Below are 18,034 nucleotides of genomic sequence, written 5' to 3' on the forward strand. Positions count from 1 at the left end.
ACAGATCATACAGGTTATAAAAACGAAGCCCTGAGCAATGCTCAGGGCTTCGTTTTTTATTTTGTTTCCGTACCGGGATAGGTGTGTTTCCATCTTCTGTGGCTCCATACCCATACTTCCGGTTGTTCGTGAATATTTTTCTCCAGGAAACGTACGAAAGATTCGGTGATCTCGCCTACGGGCGCCTGTTGTGGTTCTTCAAACATCAGTTTGAGGGTAGCGTGGTAATATCCCCGCTTCTTTTTACGGATATCTACAAATACAACAGGAATATCATTTCTGCGGGCCGCCATTTCAGGGCCTTTGTAGAAAGGCGTCATTTTATTGAGGAAAGGATACCAGAAGCAGCTTTTCGGATTACCCGGGTTCTGGTCGGCCACTAATGCAATCAGATATTGTTTATCGAGCCATGGCTTCATACTGTTGGCCATGTCATTGGCAGGAATCAGGATAGAGCCGAATTTCTCCCGGAAATGGCGGAACATACGGTCTGCCGGCTTGCTGCTGAGTGGCATGTACACCACGAGGAAAGGGAAAGCCACCCCCTGCATACAGAACAGGTTGGCCCATTCCCAGTTGAAGTTATGTCCCAGGTGCAGCTGGCAGCTCTTGCCTTTGGCGTATAATTCATGCAGCACTGTCAGATCGCAGATAAAACGTTCCTGCAGCTGCTTTTTGCTCATGGTGAGCAGTTTGATGGTTTCCACCATCATATCGGTGAGATTGCGGTAGTATTTTTTTGCCAGCTGGTGAAGCTCTTCCGGTGATTTGTCCGGGAAAGCCTGCTTCATATTAGCCAGTACTACTTGTCTCCGGTATCTGAACACGTAAAACACCAGTACATACAGAACGTCGCTGATGAAGTAAAGTACCGGGAAAGGCAATAAGGAAATGCCATAACAAAAAGCAAGTAGTAAATAGTACATATTCCTGTATAACTTAAACGCACGGCAAAGGTAGTGAAAACCAACGGGTTGGCTTACAAGACAATATTTTGCACCAGCTCACATTTGTACGGGTAATCTGTGTTGTAATGCAGGCCCCTGCTTTCTTTGCGGAAGGAAGCTCCTTTAACGATCAGATAGCCGGCCGTGATCAGGTTACGCAGTTCACACAGTTGCGGAGATACTTCTGTTTTTTCATACAGTGCTTCCGTTTCTTCGTGCAGCATATCCAGGCGGCGAAGGGCGCGTGCCAGACGTTCGTTGGTACGTACAATACCCACGTAGTCACTCATGATCTGTTTCAGTTCCTTCAGGCTCTGCGTGATGAGGATCATCTCCCTGGGGGCGGTAGTACCGCGGGCATCCCAGTCGGGCACGTTTTCACGGTATTCCAGCGCATCTATTTTGGCGGTAGCATCCATGAAGCAACGATGCGCGAATACCATGGCTTCCAGCAGGGAGTTGGAAGCGAGGCGGTTGGCGCCATGCAGACCGGTGCTGGCACATTCGCCACAGGCATACAGGTTACGGATGGAGGTTTGGCCCCACTCGTTGGTTTTGATACCGCCGCAGCTGTAATGTGCTGCCGGTTGTACAGGGATCATCTGATGCTGTACATCGATGCCCATCGCCTTACAGGTTTCGTAAATATTGGGAAAATGATGAATGAACTTCTCTATGTCCATATGGCGGCAGTCGAGATACACGTGCTCCATGCCGGTGATCTTCATTTCACTGTCGATAGCGCGGGCCACAATATCGCGTGGCGCCAGTGACAGGCGCGGATCGTACTTGTGCATGAAGTCTTCGCCGTGCACATTGCGGAGAATACCGCCATCGCCCCGTACGGCTTCTGTGATCAGGAAAGAAGGATTAACGCCGGGCTGATACAAGGCAGTAGGGTGAAACTGGATGAACTCCATATTTTCGATACGGCCTTTGGCGCGGTACACCATGGCTACGCCGTCGCCGGTAGCGATGGTAGGATTGGTGGTACTGCGGTATACCTGGCCGTTGCCCCCGGTAGCCAGCAAGGTTACTTTCGCCAGAATGGTCTCAATTTTCCTGTTGTTGAGGTTGAGTACATATACGCCGAAACATTCAATGTCCGGGGTGGATTTGGTAACCAGGTAGCCGAGATGGTGTTGGGTAATGAGGTCTACCACGAAACAGTGGGTAACCAGTTCTATATTAGGCCGGCGGTGTATCGCTTCGAGCAGCGCTCGTTCAATTTCTTTACCGGTAACGTCTTTATGGTGTATCACCCGGAATACGGAATGGCCGCCTTCACGGCCGAGGGAGAAATCACCATCCGGGTTTTTATCGAAATTGGCGCCCCATTCGATGATTTCATTGACTCTTTCCGGTCCTTCCGTGACTACAATTTCCACGGTGCGTTCGTTACAGAGTCCGTCTCCTGCTATGAGGGTATCTTCGATGTGTTTTTCAAAGCTGTCGTTTTCCAGATCGTTGACCACGGCCACGCCACCCTGTGCGTACTTGGTATTGGTCTCATCCTCACGGCTTTTGGTAATAATGGTGATCTTTTTATCAGGGCATTGCTGTGACACTTTGAGTGCATAGGTCAAGCCTGCAATCCCGGAACCGATGACAAGAAAGTCTGTTTGCTGCATAGGGTACGAAATTACCGCTTTTTTGATACCAATACCGGTGATTTTTGTCAGCGGCGATAATACTGTACCGCCCCATAAACCAATCCCGCCTGGGCCAGGCCATAGGTGAGCATCACCAGTTGTCCGCCCCCCGGCAGCGGATGGTAAAACCGTCCCAGTGCGATCAGGGAATCGGATACTACAAACAGCAGCGCACCTATCACGCAATACCAGGCCATCCGCTGGTAGCGGAAATGGAAAGCATGAATCACACTTTGCAGCATAATGGAAATCACCAGCGAATAGATGATCACCGGGATCACCATTGTGCCGAGGTAAGGCGCCAGGAAAAGGATGTAACCGATGACAGCAGCGGCGTTCAGAAATACCCAGAGATACTTGCAATGTGGTACCGGTGGATTGCTATACCGGATGGTGAGAAAGAAGATAATATAGAAAACGTGACCGACCAGAAAACAGCCCAGTCCGGATAAAAACAGGTGGTCAAACATCAGTAACACATCTCCCAACAAACAAAATACCAGGGCTCCGTACATCCATGCCCGTTGTTTGCCCGGCATCATACTGTCAGCAGAAAGGAAGTAAACCGCCAACAGCGGTACCAGCAAAGGTTTGGTAGCAAAACGAAAACCGTCCATATTCAGGCTGATCAGTATCAGATCGGCCAGCAGGGTCAGGAAATAGAGGACTAACCATCTGGATGCGTTCATGAGCTGTATAAGTTGTTATTACAATATAACAAAGTTTTTGTAAAACTCAGGTATTCAGTAAGATAAAGAACGTAGAGCCGTTGCCGTTATTACCCGGGCTGATTACTTTCAGCTGGCCCCCATGCATCTGAATGATTTGCTGGGATAAGCTGAGACCAATGCCCGAGCCGGTTTTTTTAGTGGTGAAGAAGGGAATGAAAATTTTATTCATGGCCTCGGTATCAATACCAGGGCCGTTATCGGTGATCTCTATACAAACCTGCTGGATATTGTTGAGAAACACTTTCATGTGGATGCCGGCGTTGTCAGTATGTTCCAGCGCATCCATTGCGTTTTTGACCAGGTTGATGAGCACCATCTGCAACTGTGATATATCGGCATGTATCTCTACGTTTTCCGCATCTACCTCCAGTTGAAAGTGAATATTACGCTGTTTCATATCGGCCTGGAACAGGCTGCTCACCGTGGATACCAGTGATTTAATATTAACGCGGGTAAACTGGGGTTGTGGCAGCGTCGTATAATCGCGGTAGGCATTGACGAAATTCATGATGCCTTTACTGCGGCTTTCTACTGTCAGCAGGGCTTCCCGGAGATCTTCAATGCCTTCCCGGTTACCGGAGGAAGGGGCGATGTCCAGGTCCACAATTTCTTTCATGGTGCCGATCAGTGATACAATAGGCGTAACGGAGTTCATGATCTCATGCCGTAAGATTTTAGTCAGGTTCTGCCAGGCTTCCAGCTCTTTTTTCTGCAGTTCGGAATGGATGTTCTGGATAGAGATCAGTTTGATGAGACGCCCTTGTAAGCGCACCGTAGCAGCATGTATAGACAGCTGTTGTTCCTGCCTGGTGGCGTATAGTGTTTTATTGCCGGAAGAGAGTTCATTGAGCAGCTCCGCGAGACCGGGGTGCACCGGTTTCAGCTCCGCCACATTCCGCAGGCGATAGATGCCCAGCAGGCGGAAAGCCGCGGGGTTGATCAGTTCTATCCGGCCTTCCGCATCAAATGAAAACACGCCGATACTGATATGCTGAATAAGGGTGTCAATATATTTCAGGTTGGCTTCCTTCTCTGCACGTGTTTGCCGGAAAGCCTCCAATACTTCGTTGAACTGGTGGTTGAGCATCCGGAAGCTGCGGCCGAGCTGATTATCGGCGCTGAAGCGGATAGAGAAATCCTCATACCGGATAGATTCGAGGAAGAGCGTGAGTTTACGGTTGATCCGGTTGAGATAATGGTAGATACCGTATATCTGTAATGCCACCAGTGGTATGGTGAGCACTGTCAGGGGTGTCATGCCATGCATGAACAGCCATACTGCCGCCGCCAGCGTAAGGGTGAGCAGCAGTATACGGAGGATGATATTGACGCTGAAGCGGTTCATGATGGTGTGTTTGCCGGAATAAAGCCCGGCAAAACCGGATACTAAATATTGTATTTCTCGAGCCTTCTGTACAGGGCGGCTCTGCTGAGGCCCAGTTCCTTGGCGGCTTCGGTGATATTCCCGTTACATTTTTTCATGGCCTGGGTGATGATGGTACGTTCCATTTCTTCCAGGTTGTAACCGGTATCCATTTGCTGATCGGGCGTGCTGTTGTTTTTCACGAACACGTCTTTCGCCTGCAGTGTTTTGCCCTGGGAGAGGATGACCGCTCTTTCCATGGCATGTTGCAGCTCACGGATATTACCGGGCCATTCATATTTTTCCAGTTGCTGGATCAGGGATTCATGCATACTGTTCACCGTACGTTTGTATTTATCGCGGTAGAGTTGCAGGAAATGTTCGGCCAGCGGAACGATGTCTTCCTTGCGTTCGCGCAGGGGGGGCAGGTGTATTTCGATGGTGTTGATACGGTATAGCAAATCCTGGCGGAACAGGTGTTGTGCCGCCTGTTGCTGGATGTTACGGTTAGTAGCGCATATCAGTCTAACGTCAATGGGTATACTCTTATTGGAGCCTACTTTGGTGACCGATCTGTTTTGCAGTACCGTTAATAGTTTGGCTTGAAAAGGAATAGAGATATTTCCGATTTCATCGAGAAAGATGGTACCGCCTGCGGCCTCTTCAAAGCGGCCGGCCCTGTCTTCGCGGGCATCGGTAAAGGCGCCTTTTACGTGACCGAAAAGTTCGCTTTCGAAAAGTGTTTCGCTGATGGCGCCAAGATCTACGCTGACAATGGGTTTGGCACTGCGGTGTGATTGCTGGTGGATATGCCGTGCCAGCATATCTTTACCGGTGCCGTTTTCTCCCAGTATCAGTACATTGGCATCGGTAGCGGCTACACGGGAAACGGTATCAAATACCGCCTGCATAGCCGGACTGTTACCTACAATGAGATTACCCGTATTGTGTACTACCGGTGGTTTATCCAGTTTGGATGCCCGTTTATTGTAGGCTGTTTGTATAGTGGCCAGTAATTTTTCATTTTCCCAGGGCTTGAGCACAAAATCCACTGCACCGGATTTGATGGCTCTCACCGCCATTTCCACATCGCCATAGGCGGTGAATAAAACGACCGCTGTATCCGGTTTGATGTCGAGGATACGGTCCAGCCATTCAAAGCCTTCCTTGCCGCTGCTGAGGTCACGGGTGAAGTTCATATCCAGCAGGATCACATCGTAGTCGAAATTGGTGACCAGGTAGGGGATCTTCTGCGGATTTTTTTCAAAATCCACCTGTTCAAAGTGCCGTTTCAACAGCAAACGAGCGGCGCGTAATACATCAACATCGTCATCAACGATCAGAATTTTTCCTGGTTGCATGGTGGTTATGAATAAAGGGTGAATGGTGACAATATTACAGAAAGATTTTTTTACAAATGCGCTTTATTTATGGGTTTTACAAAAGTGTCCGTTAATGGACACCGGTTGTCCGCCATAGGACATTTTTAAGGGGTTTTATACCGTAAAAGGCTTGTTGGTAAACGTTTTTGTGCTTTGGCATATGGATTGGAATTCTCTGGTCACAAACTTTTTGATCTCAACATGGACAGAAAAATAGAAAAGAAGTTCTGGAATAAAAAACGCATCCTGATGATCAGTGGTGGTGGGCTGGTAGCAATGTTATTGCTGTATACGCTGATTTTCGCGGATCACCGGGCCACGCTTAATGTGGAGAAGGACAAGATCACGATTTCTGCTGTTAAAAAAGGGACTTTCGATGTATATATAGCTGTTACCGCCGTAGTGATGCCTTTGAAAACCATTCGCCTGGATGCCATTGAAGGTGGTTATGTAAGCCGCAAGTACCTGGAAGGAGGTAGCATGGTGAAAGAAGGCGATTCCATTCTGAAGCTGGACAACCAGCATATGATGATGGAGTTTGTGAACCACGAAACGGAGATTTACCGGTTGCGGAACGAGTTGCAGAATACCCGGTTGAATATCCGTCAACAGGACTTCGTGATGCAGCAGACCATCTCCGACCTGGATGCCAAGATAGACGCTGCTCAGGATCTTTATGACCGCAACAAACAGCTGGTAGACGAGAAGATCGTTGCCCGCCAGGAGTTCAACAAAAACAAAATAGAGCTGGAAGGCCTGAAAAGGCAGCGGGACATACAATTACAGTCCCAGTCCTATCAGCGGGATAATGCGCGGCAGCAAATCACGCAGCTGGAAGGTACGCTGTCCCGTACCCAGCGTAACCTGGAGTTGATGAAAGCAAACCTCAACAGCCTGATAGTAAGGGCTCCTGTATCCGGTCAGTTGTCCTCCATCGATGTAGAAGTAGGGTCCAGCATTACCGCTGGTCAAAATATTGGTCAGATTGACGACCTGAACGGTTTTAAGCTACGTGCAGATATTGATGAACACTATGTATCGCAGGTTTTTGCCGGACTGAAAGCCACCTTTGAATTTGACGGTAAATCGTATGATATGGTGGTTACCAAAGTGTATCCTGAGGTTAAAAGCGGTCGTTTTCAGGCTGATATGAATTTTGAAAAACAGACACCTGAAGGTATCCGCCGTGGGCAGTCTACCCCGATCCGCCTGGTACTGGGTAAATCCCAGGAGGCGCTGCTGTTACCTTTGGGAGGGTTCTTCTCCGACACCGGTGGCAACTGGGTGTATGTAGTAGACAGAAGCGGGAAAAAAGCCGTTAAACGCAATATCTCGCTGGGAAGAAAAAATCCTTTGTATTTTGAAGTACTGGAAGGGTTACAGCCGGGCGACCAGGTGATAACCTCTTCTTACGAGAATTTTGGCAACAAGGACGTACTGGCGTTTTAGCATCATCCATTTTTACATAAAATACATCATTTCATTAAAGATAATCGAGACAATATGATACGCACCGTTAACTTACAAAAGCTGTTCACAACAGAAGAAGTGGAAACAACCGCACTCAATGGTATCAACATGGAGATACAGGATGGCGAGTTTGTGGCGATTATGGGGCCGTCTGGTTGCGGTAAATCGACCTTACTGAATATACTCGGTTTACTGGATAACCCCAGCGACGGTGAGTATCATTTCTGGGGAAAGGAAGTAGCGAGAATGAGCGAGCGGCAACGCGCGCAGCTCCGCAAAGGCTCCATCGGCTTCGTATTCCAGAGTTTTAACCTGATTGATGAACTGACGGTTTATGAAAACGTAGAGTTGCCGCTGTTATACCTGAAAGTGGCGCCTGCAGAAAGAAAACAAAAAGTAGAAGAAGTGTTGGAGCGCATGAATATCATGCACCGGCGTAATCACTTCCCCCAGCAGCTTTCCGGTGGTCAGCAGCAACGCGTGGCCATTGCCCGCGCAGTAGTAGCCAAACCCAACCTGATCCTCGCGGATGAACCGACCGGTAACCTCGATTCTTCCAATGGGGAAGAAGTAATGAAGCTGTTGCAGGAGCTGAACAACGCCGGTACCACGCTGATCATGGTAACGCACTCACCCTACGACGCCGGTTTTGCACACCGGATCATCAATTTATTCGACGGACGGGTAGTGACAGAGAATATTAAGGAACAGTTTCACGTGTGATTTTCTCCTTCCGCCAAACTAAAAATTGCCCAGCCATGTTCCGGAATTATTTCAAAATCGCTCTCCGTCATTTGCGGCGGCATAAAATTCTCACTGCCATCAACATTTGCGGGCTGGCAGTGGGAATGGCCTGCTGTATACTGATTGTGCTGTATGTGAGAGATGAACTGAGTTTTGACCGGTTTCACCGCCAGGCAGCTAATATTTACCGGCTTACGAAAACAGAAAGCAACAATGCCAATGGCACGATGAATCATGACCCTGCTATTCAATTCCCTGTTGGCCCCGCACTTAAAAAGGAAGTTGCCGGTATCAAAGATGCCGTGAGAATATATATTCCCGGCACCACGTTGTTTACCTATGGCGAAAAAAAAATACTGGAATTATACAATGGTTATGCGGATGCATCTTTTTTCCAGATGTTCAGTTACCCTTTGCTGGAAGGTAATCCGGCTACCGTACTTAAAGACCCCTATACTGTAGTACTGAGTGCCAGTGCCGCTAAAAGATATTTTGGCGATCAATCGCCTGTTGGTAAAGTACTGAAGATAGCTAACGCCTACGCCTCTACGGTAACCGGCGTCATGAAAGATATGCCGTCCAATACCGATCTCCGGATGGATATTATCCAGTCCTTTCCTACCTTACTGGACCGGAATCCTTCCTGGGATAAATTGTGGTACATGTTTACCAACAATGTAACCTATGTGCAGCTGGCGGATGGTACTGACTCCCGAAAACTGGAGCCAGCACTGAAAGAGTTTGTGCAACAGCACATCGGTAGTGTCCTGCAGAAGTATGACGTTCAGTTTTCGCTGCAATTACAGCCATTGTCACATGTGCATTTGCGACCTAACGGCGATGAGGGTGAAATAGACAATACTGTTTCCATCAAAATCTATATAGCCATAGCAGCTTTTATCATATTGATCGCCTGTATCAATTTTATGAATCTCACAACAGCCAGGGCCAATGAAAGGGCCCGGGAAGTAGGGCTTCGTAAAACATTGGGCGCAGAGAGAAAAAGCCTGATACTGCAGTTCCTGTCGGAATCATTTCTGATTACTTTTTTTTCGCTGATAACGGCTTTAATACTGGTGATGGCATTTATGCCGGTGTTTAACCAGATGACCGGGAAGGAACTACGTTTGTTCGCCTCCGGAGATAGCTTTGTATATGGTGGGTTGTTAATACTGGCGACCGTGGTGGGCTTACTGGCTGGCAGTTATCCGGCCTTGTACCTGTCCGGGTTAATGCCGGTGAAAGTGTTAAAAGGGCGCTTGATGACAGCCGGCGCGAAATCATTTATCCGCCGGGGCCTGGTAGTGTTTCAATTTGCCACTGCCGTCGTGTTGATCATTGCTACCGTAGTAGTATATACGCAATTACGTTTTTGGCAGCAAAAAAGCCTGGGCTTTGATAAAGAGCACCTGGTCAGTGTATACCTGGACGGTTTAGATGGCCTGTCGCAGATGAACTTATTTAAGGCCGCAGTCCAGGATCTGCCTGGCGTGCGGCAATCATCGCTGAATGATTTTAGTGTTGGCGTTGGCATTCAGAGAGCGTGTCCTGTGGCCAGGGAAGGTGCCTCAGATAAAGAAGCTTTTGTTACCAGTACTATCGCAGGGGATGAAGCCCTGTTAAAAACTACGGGTATCAAACTGATTGCGGGCAGAGACTTTAATCCGGCGATGGCCACAGATTCCACCGATGCCTTTATCATTAACAAGGCAGCCGCCAAAAGACTGGGATGGACAGATCCCATTGGCAAACGTATTGAATGGAGACCGGGCAATTTTGTTAAACACGGTACCATTATAGGCGTTACCGAAGATTTTAATTTCCGCTCCCTGCATTACCAGGTAGATCCTGTTATCTACCAGGTGAGGCCACAGGACGCAGAAATACTGACCGTAAGACTGGCGCGGGGTAATCACCTGGCACAGCTGGCCGGCATAGAAAAAATTTGGAATAAACTGGCGCCGGATAATCCTTTCAATTTTTCTTTTGTGGAAAATGACCTGCAAAAGCAGTATGCCAGCGAGCAAACCATGGGACGAATCTTTGGCCTCTTTGCGGGCCTCGCTGTTTTCATTGCCTGTATGGGGTTGCTGGGATTATCTATGCTGATAGCGCGGCAGCGTACCCGTGAAATAGGTATCCGCAAAGTGCTGGGTGCTTCTGTGGTACACGTGTCTGCGCTGTTATCCGGGGATTTTCTGAAACAGGTGCTGGGAGGTATTGTGATTGGTGTGCCGGTAGCCTGGTATTGTATGGAACAATGGCTGCATCGTTTTGCATTCAGGATACACCTGTATTGGTGGATGTTTGCCCTTACCGCACTGATTGTTCTTTTGATTGCCTTGTTTACCGTGAGTATACAGTCAATAAAGGCAGCACTAATGAATCCGGTAAAATCACTGAGAACAGAATAATTTTTAATTAACGTATATGCTATTCCGTTACATACAGATCGCTTTCAGGAACCTGCGCCGGCAGAGGCTTTTTGCCTTTATCAACATTGCCGGGCTGGCGCTGAGTATGACTGTGTGTCTGATGGTATTAAAATCTACCAAAAAAGATTTTAGCTACGATAAATTCCATCCGGCGGCATCCCGTACCTGGCGTATCACCTCTCAGGCTACTACGCAGGAAGGGAAATACTATCATATGGCCAGCTCTCCGATGCCGCTGGCAGATGTGCTGCGGAAAGACTACGCCTTTACCGAAGAGGTAGTGCGGGTGTACGGCACATTGTCCGGCAATGTGATCGATGGGAAAAAGAAACTGCCGCTGAGAGGAGCTTTTACAGAACCCTCTTTTTTTCAGGTATTTGGTTTCCGCTTGCAGAACGGAGATCCAATCACGGCGTTAAATGCACCGAATAGTATTGTACTGAGTGAAGCTACCGCCAGCCGCATTTTCGGTAATGCCCAGGCTATGGGGAAAGTAGTGCACTTTGAAAAGCTGGGTGATTATATTGTTACCGGTATCCTGGCAGCGCCGCCGGGTTTGAGCCACATTGACTACGACGCCTATGCATCCCTGTCGTCTGTGCCTGCGCTGGAACAACAGGGTATATTGCCTGCCCGGTTGACAGACTGGAACCAGGTACAGGATGATTACACCTATGTGATGCTGAAACCCGGTGTCAGCAGAAGTTCCTTGTCTACCGCGCTGTCCTTCATTTCCCAGCGGTTTTATCTGCCGGCAAAAAAGGGAATAGGCAGTATTACCCTGGAAGAACAATCCCTGGGGAGCATTTCCCCCTCCCGGGAATTGTACAACGACATTGGCAATGCACCGCCCTGGGCTAAGGTGCTGGGCGCTATGGCAGTAGCTTTTGCTTTATTATTGTGCGCTTGTTTTAATTATACGAACCTGTCTATCGTCCGTTCCCTGCAACGGGCGAGGGAAGTGGGTGTGCGTAAGGTGAACGGCGCGCATCGCTGGCAGGTGTTTATGCAGTTCATCACGGAGTCGGTGGTGATGTGCCTGCTGGCATTGATACTGGCTATCATCATGCTGGTATTGGCAGAAGTGTATACTCCCCTGGGCATCAGTTTTATGTTTGGGGAACCGATAGATATCGGCCTGATTGCATGGTTCCTGGTATTCAGTATCCTGACCGGTATCCTGGCGGGTATTATCCCAGCCTGGGCTTTGTCTTCCTTCCAACCGGCAAAGGTGTTGCGTAACATGGTGGACATAAAGTTGTTTGGTGGACTGGGTTTGCGTAAAACATTGATCGTTATCCAATTTACCTTATCAATGACGGCCATTATCTTTTTTGTAACGGTATACCGGCAGTTTGCTTATAAAGAGGCCTTTAACATGGGCTTCTCGCGTGATAATATATTGAATGTGCCGCTGGCAGATGCTGATTTTCAGCTGATGAAAGACCGTATGATGCAGGTGACCGGGGTGGAGGCCGTCACCGCTAGTTCCGGAACCCTGGGAATGCCGAACCAAAGTGGTTTCATGCGGGTAAAGGCCGATGTGAACGGTAGCCGGATGGAGATGGGCTATTACGCCGGCGATGCCGATTTCCTGAAGATTATGCAGCTGAAATTGCTGGCTGGATCTAACTTCCCGCCTGCGGTGTCCCGCGATAAAGAGCAGTACATCCTTGTTAACGAGCAGATGGTAAAAGCGCTGAATCTGAAATCACCCGCTGATGCCATTGGTAAAGCCATCTGGCTGAATGATTCTTCGATGGTTAGCATCCTGGGTGTAATAAAAGATTTTAATTATCAACCTATAGAGGTACCGGTTTTTCCGATGGCCATCCGCTTTGCTCCAAATGAGTTCAGGCAGTTACAGGTGCTGGTCAATACACAGGACAAAGCAGGGTTGACGGCCGGCATCAAACAAGCCTGGCTGGAAATGCATCCGGGAGAGACTTTTTCCACACAATGGATGAGTGACCAGCTATATGAGAAAACCAGTGGCAAAGAGCCTGTTACCGGGCTGGCATTACTGGTGGTCATGATTACGGTCATCGCTGCACTGGGATTGCTGGGCGTAGTGTCTTACACTACGTTCACGCGCCGCAAGGAAATTGGTGTACGCAAAGTGATGGGCGCCGGTGTACCGGGATTGGTGATGCTGCTTTCCCGCAGTTATCTCCGGCTGATTGCGCTGGCGGCATTGATAGCACTGCCACTTGGTTACCTGGCCAGTCAACTGTTCCTGCGCATATTTGCCAACCGGATCAGCATCGGATTTTTTACACTGGCGGGCAGTTTCGTTGCCTTGCTGTGTATTGCGCTGCTGGCAATTGTTTCCCAGACATGGCGCGCTGCCACGTCTAACCCGGTGGATGTATTGAGAAATGATTAAAGATATTATAAAGAGAATAACAAGTGAACAGCTAATCGGAGTGTGTATCTACGCGCCCTGTTTTATTTTTTAACTTTTTTAAATAGTTGATATCTCATGTTTACAAGCTATCTCAGGATCGCCTGGCGAAATTTATGGAAGCAGAAAGTATTTGCAACGGTGAATATGGCCGGCATGAGTGTCGCTATTTGTGTGGCGTTGCTGTTATCCCTTACAGCCTATCATGAATGGTCGTACGATAATTTCCAGGAGAACCGGAACAACGTGTACCAGCTGTACCGTCAGGATATTACAGCAAAGGGAGTGCGTGTTTCCAAGAGTTTTTCGGAACCTATGGCAGACGTACTGAAAAAGGAATTACCAGGTGTAAAACACGTGAGCCGTATTGGTGGCGGAGAGATGCCTGTCCGCTATAAAAACAAAAATATTTACCTGGATGTAGAGATGGTAGATGCTGATTTCCTGCAGATGTTTTCCTTCCCTTTACAGAAAGGAAACCCGCACACAGCGCTGGATAAGCTGGATCAGCTGGTGCTTACCCCACAATCCGCACAATCTCTTTTTAACCAGGAAGATCCTGTTGGTAAAACGGTGGAGGTAAGTATCAATGATCGTTGGAAGCCTTTCGTTGTTTCAGCCGTATCAGACAAAATACCGGACAATTCCACTATCAGCTATGAGGCACTAGCCCGGTTCGAGAACGTGGAGGATTATCATGAAATCAAAGGAGACTGGCATTTTTCCACTTATCCGGTCATGGTGGAGATGGAACCATCTGCAAAAGCAGCAGTGCTGAACAAAGGCCTGATAACTATTGCCAATAAGTATATGGCAGATCTTATCAAGGACCTGAAAACGATGGGAGGAACACCCGATGAAGAAGGACAGCTACTGCGTATACAAACCATTGCGTTGAAAGATCTTCATCTTTCCCCCAATAGTACATTCAGCACAGGACTGAATCCGCTGTATCCCTGGATGATGTTGCTATTGGCTTGTTTGATTATCGGTATTGCCTGTATAAACTTTATTAATCTCTCCGTTGCGAGATCGTTTACCCGTGGGGGTGAGATCGGGTTGAGAAAAGCGTTGGGAGCTATGGACCGGCAATTGATGATGCAGTTCTGGACAGAAGCCTTCCTGCTTTGTTTTATTTCCCTGCTGGTAAGCATGGTATTGGCGGCGATATTGTTACCCTACTATAATGCCACTTTCCGGCATGACCTTAGTTTTCGTCTCCTGGAGAACGGATGGCTGGTGTTGGCGATAGCATCGGGTTTCTTCCTGGTAACATTACTGGCGGGAGGTTATCCAGCCTGGAAAATAGCCCGGGTGAACATTATACAGGTACTGAAAGGCAAGCTGAGTCTGACTAAAGGTGGTGGTGTCCGGAATGGTCTCATCGTTTTCCAGTTCGTGGTAGCGGCGCTGTTGATCAGCTGTACGGCTATTATCTGGCAACAGTTGAATTTCATACGTGCTGCACCGTTAGGGTATAACACCACTCAGGTGATCAGTATTCCTATAGACAATGCGTCACAACAGGCACTGGTAGCCATGCGCAACCGGTTGGCTTCGGAGCCTGCAGTGGAAAGCGTTACCGGCAGTATGCTCAACCTGGGCATGGGAAAAGACGGATCTTCCGGCAATTGGGTACTTGGGTTTGACTATAAAGGCAACCAGGTGAGCTCACAGAACATTGTGGTGGACTATGATTATGTCAAAACATTAGACCTGAAAATGGTGACCGGTCGTGATTTTTCCCGCCAATACGGAGCGGATACCACCGGGGTGATCATCAACGAGCAAATGGCGAAACAGCTGGGTGAAAAAGATCCGTTGAACATTATACTAAACACCAATGGCAGAACATTTCATGTTATTGGTGTAGTAAAAGATTATCATTTTGAATCGCTTCGGAATAAGATCAGTCCATTGATGCTGACGATGTCTGCAACGGTCAGGTTAAATTATCTCTTTGTAAAAGTCAACACCAACCATCCTGTTGCCACCATGGATAAAATCTATGGTATCTGGAAAGAAATCAATCCGCTGGCAAAGAATGATCCCAGTTTCCTCGATGAAAACGCTGACCGGTTATATCGCCAGGAAGCACGGTTTTCAAAGATATTCATGAGCGGCGCCATCCTGGCGATTGTTATCTCTTGTATGGGCCTGTTTGCGATAGCCGTACTGGTGATAGCGCAGCGCCGGAAGGAAATCGGTATCCGTAAGGTGCTTGGTGCTTCTGTAAGCGGTATCGTACTGTTGTTGTCGAGGGATTTTCTCAAATTGGTACTGATAGGGGTATTCCTGGCAACACCAATAGCCTGGTACGGTATGCAGCGGTGGCTGAGCAGTTTTGCCTTCCATACCGAGATTCACTGGTGGATATTTGCTTTGGTAGGAGTAGTGGCTGTTGTCATCGCATTAATAACGACCAGCCTGCAAGCCATCAGGGCAGCTCTGGCCAATCCGGTGAAGAGCCTGAAAATAGATTAGTTGTTATAAAACCGATGCCCATGTGGAAGAACTATTTTAAGATAGCTGTTAAGAACCTGCTGAAACGCAAGTTGTACGCGGGGATCAATGTTTTTGGTCTGGCTACGGCTATCGCTTGTTTTGTATTATTAGCCCTATACCTGGAAAACGAATGGACCTACGACAGATGGTACAAAAATGTGTCAGAAATCTACCGGTTGCGCATGGACTATGGCGAAAAAGGAGAGAAACCGGTGCAAATAGCCCTTACGCCCAATATCCTGGCTACTGCTATTAAAGACCTGCCGGAAATCCAAAAAGTAGTGCGGGTATACCACCGCGATGTCAGCATTCAATATGATAACAAAAGCTGGAACGAAAAGCGGTTTATTTATGCCGATCCTTCGTTTTTTCAACTGTTTTCTTTCTCATTGAAAGCCGGTAATGCAGCAACCGTACTGAATGGACCTGATATGGTGGTGATATCAGCGTCTATGGCAAAAAAATATTTCGGAGATACAGACCCGATTGGAAAAACCCTGTTGATCAATGGGAAGCGTTCCTATCAGGTGACGGGCGTAGCGGTTGACCCACCTTCCAATACACATCTCAGGTTTGATTTTGTGGCCAGTTACAGTACGTTGCAGTTTCCGGAACGTTGGGGTTCGGCTAACTATTACACCTATGTGCAGGTACAGCAACCGTCGCAGCTGGCGAGCCTTCAGGCAAGCCTCACTGCACTGGCCCGGCAGCAGCTCAGCGATGAAGAACGGAGCAGCGGTGCTAATCTGAATTTTGTGCCGGAGCGTATGGCGGACATCCATCTGCATTCTGTAGCCGCCGATCTTACCGAACAAAAAGGGGACATACGTTACAATTATATTTTCGGGCTGATAGGAGGGATGTTGCTGATCATCGCCTGTGTTAATTTTATGAACCTGGCCACCGCACGGTCTACCGAGCGAAGCCGGGAAGTGGGCGTGCGCAAGGCGCTGGGCGCACAGCGGGAACAACTCTTCTGGCAATTTATGATGGAATCGGCGTTACTGACTGGCATTGCGCTGGGTATCGGATTGGTGCTGGCGAGACTATTACTGCCTGCCTTCAACCAGTTGGCAGACGTACAGTTGCAAATGAGCGGCGCCGGCGGTTATCGTATTTATGCGATACTGGTGGTCGTTTTCTTTCTTGTTTCTTTCGTTACCGGCATTTATCCTGCGTTATTCCTTTCCGGATTCAAACCGGTACAGGTGTTGAAAGGCTCGCAGACAGCCACGCCCCGGGGCCGCGGTATCCGTCAGTCACTGGTCGTGTTCCAGTTTGCGGCCTCCATTTTCTTCATCATCTGCACGCTCATCGTCCAACGGCAGATGCAATATATACAGCATAAGAAACTGGGCCTGGACCGCTCGGAGATAGTGGCGCTCAATGGCTTCAAAGGCGATGTACAGGCGCTGGAATCCTTTAAGGGAAGACTATTACAACTCTCCGGGGTGACGAACGTAACCGCTGCTGCAGAATCGCCGGTAGACATTCAGGGGGGATACAGTATAGACCATATACAAGATAGGCCGGAGTCTTATACACTGAATATCAACGCACTGCCAATAGAAAAAGATTACCTGAAAACAGTGGGCATCGGGCTGTTGTCGGGGGAAGACCTTACCCGGGCTGATATTGCAGATATTCTGAGTGAGCAATCTGAAGAGCGTAAATATCACTTTTTTCTGAACGAAACAGCGGTCAGGAAATTGGGCTGGACACCGGCATCCGCTGTAGGTAAACGGATGATGCTCAACGGCCGTACCGGAACGGTAAAAGGTGTCATGAAAGATTTTCACTTTGCTTCCATGAAAAGCAAGATTGAGCCTATTGTGTTATTCCCCGAATATGACTGGTTCCAGCAGATATATGTGAAAACAGGCGGAAGTGATAAACAGCGGGTGATTGCCGCCATTGGTGCGCTTTGGAAAGAAGTGCAGCCAGCCATTCCCTTTGACTATCATTTCCTGGATGATGATTTCAACCGGATGTATAAGTCAGAATACCGGGTGGGCGCTGTGCTGGGTGTTTTTGCCACACTGGTAATGGTGGTGTCTTGTCTGGGTTTACTGGGTTTGGCAGCGTTAACCACACAGCAGCGTACCCGTGAAATCGGCATCCGTAAAGTGTTGGGCGCATCCGTGACCAATGTGGTGGCGATGCTTTCAAAAGATTTTGTCCGGTTGGTATTGATAGCGCTGCTGATATCCATACCGGCAGCCTGGTATATCGGCCACCAGTGGCTCGAAGCTTTTGCTTATCATGCTGCCCTGAGTATGGGACTTTTCCTCATAGCGGGTGTACTGGCTATCGGGGTGGCGTTGTTGACAGTCAGCCTGCAGTCGGTCAAAGCAGCAACGATGAATCCGGTAAAAAGCCTTAAGTCAGAATAAAAATATCC

Annotated in this window: 11 protein-coding genes; 6 read left to right on the forward strand and 5 right to left on the reverse strand. The window is 48.4% G+C overall.

Translation table 11 applies throughout. From position 1 onward, the window contains the following. Nucleotides 1-56: 56 nt before the first annotated feature. Genes ICL07_RS25020 through ICL07_RS25040 form a run of 5 tightly spaced genes read right to left on the reverse strand, consistent with a single transcriptional unit; the run spans nucleotide 57 to nucleotide 6,054 of the window. Complete coding sequence (locus ICL07_RS25020) at nucleotides 57-926, reverse strand: lysophospholipid acyltransferase family protein (RefSeq protein ID WP_188090802.1); 870 nt, start codon at nucleotides 924-926, stop codon at nucleotides 57-59. Nucleotides 927-979: 53 nt separating this feature from the next. Then, on the reverse strand, nucleotides 980-2,578 hold the full coding sequence (gene nadB / locus ICL07_RS25025; protein ID WP_188090803.1) for an L-aspartate oxidase: 1,599 nt from the start codon (nucleotides 2,576-2,578) through the stop codon (nucleotides 980-982). A 47-nt stretch (nucleotides 2,579-2,625) separates the two neighbouring features. Then, complete coding sequence (locus tag ICL07_RS25030) at nucleotides 2,626-3,288, reverse strand: lysoplasmalogenase (RefSeq protein WP_188090804.1); 663 nt, start codon at nucleotides 3,286-3,288, stop codon at nucleotides 2,626-2,628. A gap of 46 nt (nucleotides 3,289-3,334) precedes the next feature. Beyond that, nucleotides 3,335-4,675, reverse strand: a complete 1,341-nt coding sequence (locus ICL07_RS25035; protein WP_188090805.1) for a sensor histidine kinase — start codon at nucleotides 4,673-4,675, stop codon at nucleotides 3,335-3,337. A 41-nt stretch (nucleotides 4,676-4,716) separates the two neighbouring features. Continuing rightward, on the reverse strand, nucleotides 4,717-6,054 hold the full coding sequence (locus ICL07_RS25040; protein ID WP_188090806.1) for a sigma-54-dependent transcriptional regulator: 1,338 nt from the start codon (nucleotides 6,052-6,054) through the stop codon (nucleotides 4,717-4,719). Between the two features lie 222 nt (nucleotides 6,055-6,276). On the opposite strand from ICL07_RS25040, the gene ICL07_RS25045 reads away from it, so the two are divergent. The 6 genes from ICL07_RS25045 to ICL07_RS25070 all read left to right on the forward strand — a co-directional run bounded on the left by ICL07_RS25045 (nucleotide 6,277) and on the right by ICL07_RS25070 (nucleotide 18,026). Beyond that, complete coding sequence (locus ICL07_RS25045; protein WP_188090807.1) at nucleotides 6,277-7,524, forward strand: efflux RND transporter periplasmic adaptor subunit; 1,248 nt, start codon at nucleotides 6,277-6,279, stop codon at nucleotides 7,522-7,524. Between the two features lie 54 nt (nucleotides 7,525-7,578). Next, on the forward strand, nucleotides 7,579-8,268 hold the full coding sequence (locus ICL07_RS25050; RefSeq protein WP_188090808.1) for an ABC transporter ATP-binding protein: 690 nt from the start codon (nucleotides 7,579-7,581) through the stop codon (nucleotides 8,266-8,268). 35 nt (nucleotides 8,269-8,303) lie between these two features. Next, the gene (locus ICL07_RS25055) at nucleotides 8,304-10,703 is read left to right on the forward strand and encodes an ABC transporter permease (protein ID WP_188090809.1); all 2,400 of its coding nucleotides are present in this window, start codon (nucleotides 8,304-8,306) and stop codon (nucleotides 10,701-10,703) included. A 16-nt stretch (nucleotides 10,704-10,719) separates the two neighbouring features. After that, the gene (locus ICL07_RS25060; protein ID WP_188090810.1) at nucleotides 10,720-13,110 is read left to right on the forward strand and encodes an ABC transporter permease; all 2,391 of its coding nucleotides are present in this window, start codon (nucleotides 10,720-10,722) and stop codon (nucleotides 13,108-13,110) included. 96 nt (nucleotides 13,111-13,206) lie between these two features. Further along, the gene (locus ICL07_RS25065; protein ID WP_188090811.1) at nucleotides 13,207-15,612 is read left to right on the forward strand and encodes an ABC transporter permease; all 2,406 of its coding nucleotides are present in this window, start codon (nucleotides 13,207-13,209) and stop codon (nucleotides 15,610-15,612) included. Nucleotides 15,613-15,632: 20 nt separating this feature from the next. Further along, nucleotides 15,633-18,026: an ABC transporter permease gene (locus ICL07_RS25070; protein ID WP_188090812.1), complete on the forward strand. Its 2,394-nt coding sequence runs from the start codon at nucleotides 15,633-15,635 to the stop codon at nucleotides 18,024-18,026. Nucleotides 18,027-18,034: the final 8 nt, after the last annotated feature.

It is taken from the genome of Chitinophaga qingshengii (genome assembly GCF_014529935.1).
GTDB lineage: Bacteria > Bacteroidota > Bacteroidia > Chitinophagales > Chitinophagaceae > Chitinophaga > Chitinophaga qingshengii.